Below are 3,474 nucleotides of genomic sequence, written 5' to 3'. Positions count from 1 at the left end.
TGCGTGTGCGCTTCGGCAATCTCCCATAACGCCGCCGCCGCTTGCGGATGCTTCTGCTCCCAGGTCATGCGCCCAGAGACGAGCGCCTGTGCGCTCATACAAACACAGCCGCTGCGCTGCTCATGCAGCCCGAGCTCGACCGCCGCTCGACTCCAGCCGAACAGCGCCTCGGCCCGCCGCGGATTCGCGCTACAGTACTTCTCAGTCATCGCCGCTTGGAATGCACGCCGCTCCACGCGCTTCATCTTCGAGGCCGCAAGCTTGATATCTTCGACGTGCCCGGCTGTCAGCGTGCTGGCCGGCTGAGCATGAGAATCCGGGGGCATAGGCAGGAGGTTAGTGTCTGAGACATGCCACCAAGTATGTCATAGATCGGTATATCTAAAAGCGGAAATCGCCTTAGTCGAACAAGACGACCACCAGTAAGGCGCCAATGGGATCGTTGACGATGCCTTCCCACTTCAGATAAGACGCGGGGCTCGTTTCAAGCGTGCCTGGCGCAGTAGCGGTAGGATGACCTTGGGGCCGGTGACGATCATGATGGCGCCAAAGATCAGCGCCACCGCCCAAGACAGGCCGCCAATCCAGTGCGCCGCCACCGCCGTCAGCCCCAGGCTCAACGCAACCGCGATGGTCACCAAACGGTTCACCCCGGAAGCGGCCTGTCTGAGTTCAGCGAAGTGTAGCGAGAGGCCACCCTCGAACAAGATAGCGGCAACGGCGAGATTGATCAGGGGCTGATAGACGTCACCCAGCGCTTCGCTCGGTCGAAAAATGCCGAGCACGGGGCTGACCAAGAGCCCGTTCAGGCTGAGTAGGATGATGGCCGGGATTTGCAGTCACCAACCGATCCATTGCGCGGCAATGCCGATAACGACCAGCAGCGCGAGGATCTCGGTCAAATGATGGCTCATTCGCGGCCTGATCCCTGGGTGAAACAGTCGCTGATGATACGCTCGATACTGACGCGTTTGGCCTCGATGTCGGCCACTAGGGCAAGCTGGATGAGCGTCTTGTCAAGGTTCTGGCGCGGGCTGGTCACCCGGAAGTAGCAATCGCCCTGGAGGTAGTCGGTCAAGAAGCGCATCGCCAGCTCGAGCGGGATCAGCTGAATCGCCGGATACAGGAAGGCGAGGGCAGCGCGATCGAACAGCGGCGCGGCCAACTCAGCATAACCGCTGAGCAGCGCGCGGCACAGATTCAGATCGAAATGGGCGAGCGGCGCATCTCGACCGTCGCGGACACGGTTGCAACAGGAGCGCAGGCAGTCCGCGACATCATGATGACGCAGTCCAGGCTGGACCGTATCGAGATCGATCAGACAGAGTGCGCGGTCGGCATCGCGCGCGAAGAGCACATTATCGAGTTTCGGGTCGCCGTGCGTCACGCTCGCCAGCAGGGTCCCGTTCATCCGCGCTTGCTGCAAGGTCGGGATCAGCGCGGTGCGGGCCTGGATGTGCTCGAGCGCGGTTATCACCGCCGCCTCTGACGCTCGCACGCTTGCAAGGGCTGCATTCAGCTTCGCCTGACAGCGGGGGGTGTCATGCAGATCAGGCAGTGTCAGGCCCAGCGTGCCCGGATCGAGTTCGGCCAAGGCGACATGAAAGCGCCCTAGAGCGCGACCGACCTCGGCCGCCTGGGTGCGATTCTCAAGCGGCCGCAAGACGCGGCTGTTCTCGACGTACTCCATCAGCCGCCAGGCATGACCGTCAGCGTCGCGCAGCATCGCCTCGCCATTCGCTGCCCGCAACAGCCTTGGCAAGCGTAAGCGGACTGCGGCATTGGCGTGTCCTTGGAGCCAATCCTGCACCCGTAGCAGGTTGGCGGCGATCGCCTCTGGATCGGCAAACACGGCGCCATTGATCCGCTGCAGGACGAACCGCCCCGAGCGGGCCTCGAGGAGACGCGTCTCATTGATCAGCCCTTGGCCGAGCGGTCGCAGCCTTACCTCGGGCTCATCGGGAAGGAAGCGCCGCGCGACGCGCTTGGCCGCGTCGTCCATGATCGTGTTGTTCATCAGTCCGCCTCCTCTCCGACGCGCCCCACAGCGGTGAAGTTTAGCAACTTTCGGCCAACGCAATCCTGAGGTATTATGGTGCGCTAAAAGCGACGCGCCCTTAGCTCAGCTGGTAGAGCATCTGACTTTTAATCAGGTGGTCGTTGGTTCGAACCCAACAGGGCGCACCATAAAATCAACGGGTTAGCTTCATTTTGAGCTAGCCCGTTTTTCATTTTAGGCCTCTGGGGTAACGCTGGGGGTAACATTTTGGCCTTGATCATAACCGCGTCCACCCCGCTCACGCTGCCATCGGCGAGAGGTATGGGATCTTCGGCGCACGTGCTCGTGGTCGCGGTGGCAGAGGCACCCGCTCGAGCAGTTGCTCGAACAAGGGCGGCGGCGCCCGGCCAAAGAAACGCTCAGCGGCGGTGGTCTGATCCGCACGGCGGATGTAGAAGTTGTGTACCGCCGTCAGGGCGAAGAGCTTACGCGCACTGAGGCGATGGCAGCTGTGGTGGAAGAGTGAGAGCTGACCATTGCGGCCCTCGATAGCAGAGTTCGAGCGCTGGAACAGGTCGGCGCAGTCGCTGGCGACCTGCTCAATCTCCGTGCGCTGCGTGGCCTCAAGGGCTTGGATGGGGTGATCTGCCGCACGCAGCGGTGCGAGCTGCTGCGCGCTCAGTGCCGCGAGGCGTCGACGCGCCTCGGCTCCCGAGCGCCGCGTGGCGACCCGCGCGAGATAGATCGCTGGGATCAATTGTTGCAGCACCGCCGTCTCGATCGCGGGTGCCAGGTTGAGTGCCTCGACACGCTGATGCACCATGGCAAAGAAGAAGGCGATCGTTGCCAGCAGGGCCGTGTTCAAGCGCTTGGTCTTCTGCAAGTGGGCCTGGGCACGCGCCGGCAGGTCGGCCGTCTCGGCAAGGGCCTCCAACCGCTGCCAGATCGCGCTCAGCCGTTCCCCCAAGCGCTCAGGCGGTTGCGCCATAACCGTCCGGCGAATTACCTCCTATACGATCGCCGGCGCTGCTTGCACCCTAGCGCCTAGTCAGAGCAACACGAGGACTGGGCATGGCCGAGAAGCGACGCACGCCCGCTCAGACGCTGTATAGGAAGCAGCTCAAGCGAATTTAATTATTAGAGCTGCAATCAAGCAAGAATTAATCTACTCGAAAGCAATTTGATTATCGCAGAGTTGACGCAGCAAAAGCCGAGATGATGCAAGGTAAACTTGTGATTCGCTTGAGCGCGGGTTTCGCTCGTAGTCTTTGCCAGGGCAATCGCATCAACATATTAGCGGATACTGTTAGACAAGGCATTCCACTTCCCCGATGATCCCGGCCTTTGTTTTGATTGCGCCAGGCAAAGCCTGGAAGAGGAGGAAGAACGCCAAATGAGTTGAGCAATCGGAAACCTCTTGTCGTGACCCGCCGGGTGAGAGTCCCGAACCGGCAAGGACTGGCCATCCACCGGAA

The 3,474-nt window shown here is 61.4% G+C and carries 4 protein-coding genes and 1 tRNA gene; 1 reads left to right on the top strand and 4 read right to left on the bottom strand.

The features are described 5' to 3' along the window. The 3 genes from CCR82_RS05420 to CCR82_RS05410 form a co-directional block, all read right to left on the bottom strand. Positions 1–245: hypothetical protein (locus CCR82_RS05420; RefSeq protein WP_201244386.1), on the bottom strand; the 245-nt coding region annotated here is incomplete at its 3' end. Positions 246–461: 216 nt separating this feature from the next. Continuing rightward, a complete protein-coding gene (locus CCR82_RS05415) occupies positions 462–833 on the bottom strand; it encodes a cation:proton antiporter domain-containing protein (protein WP_338073106.1) in 372 nt (123 codons plus the stop codon). A gap of 77 nt (positions 834–910) precedes the next feature. Beyond that, the gene (locus CCR82_RS05410; protein ID WP_201244384.1) at positions 911–2,017 is read right to left on the bottom strand and encodes a phosphotransferase enzyme family protein; all 1,107 of its coding nucleotides are present in this window, start codon (positions 2,015–2,017) and stop codon (positions 911–913) included. Positions 2,018–2,111: 94 nt separating this feature from the next. Here CCR82_RS05410 and CCR82_RS05405 point away from each other — a divergent pair. Further along, positions 2,112–2,187 (top strand) — tRNA-Lys (locus CCR82_RS05405). A 110-nt stretch (positions 2,188–2,297) separates the two neighbouring features. On the opposite strand, the gene CCR82_RS05400 is transcribed toward CCR82_RS05405, so the two are convergent. Next, complete coding sequence (locus CCR82_RS05400) at positions 2,298–2,987, bottom strand: DUF6399 domain-containing protein (protein ID WP_201244383.1); 690 nt, start codon at positions 2,985–2,987, stop codon at positions 2,298–2,300. Between the last annotated feature and the right edge of the window lie 487 nt (positions 2,988–3,474).

It is taken from the genome of Halochromatium salexigens (genome assembly GCF_016653295.1).
In the GTDB taxonomy this organism is placed as follows: Bacteria; Pseudomonadota; Gammaproteobacteria; order Chromatiales; family Chromatiaceae; genus Lamprobacter; species Lamprobacter salexigens.
The sequence above is the reverse complement of the archived record's forward strand: the minus strand, read 5'-3'. Positions and strand labels throughout refer to the sequence as shown.

Bases quoted from the DNA above. Each gene is read 5' to 3' on its own strand.
- CCR82_RS05410 (WP_201244384.1), bottom strand. From the start codon at position 2,017: ATGAACAACACGATCATGGACGACGCGGCCAAGCGCGTCGCGCGGCGC.
- CCR82_RS05400 (WP_201244383.1), bottom strand. From the start codon at position 2,987: ATGGCGCAACCGCCTGAGCGCTTGGGGGAACGGCTGAGCGCGATCTGG.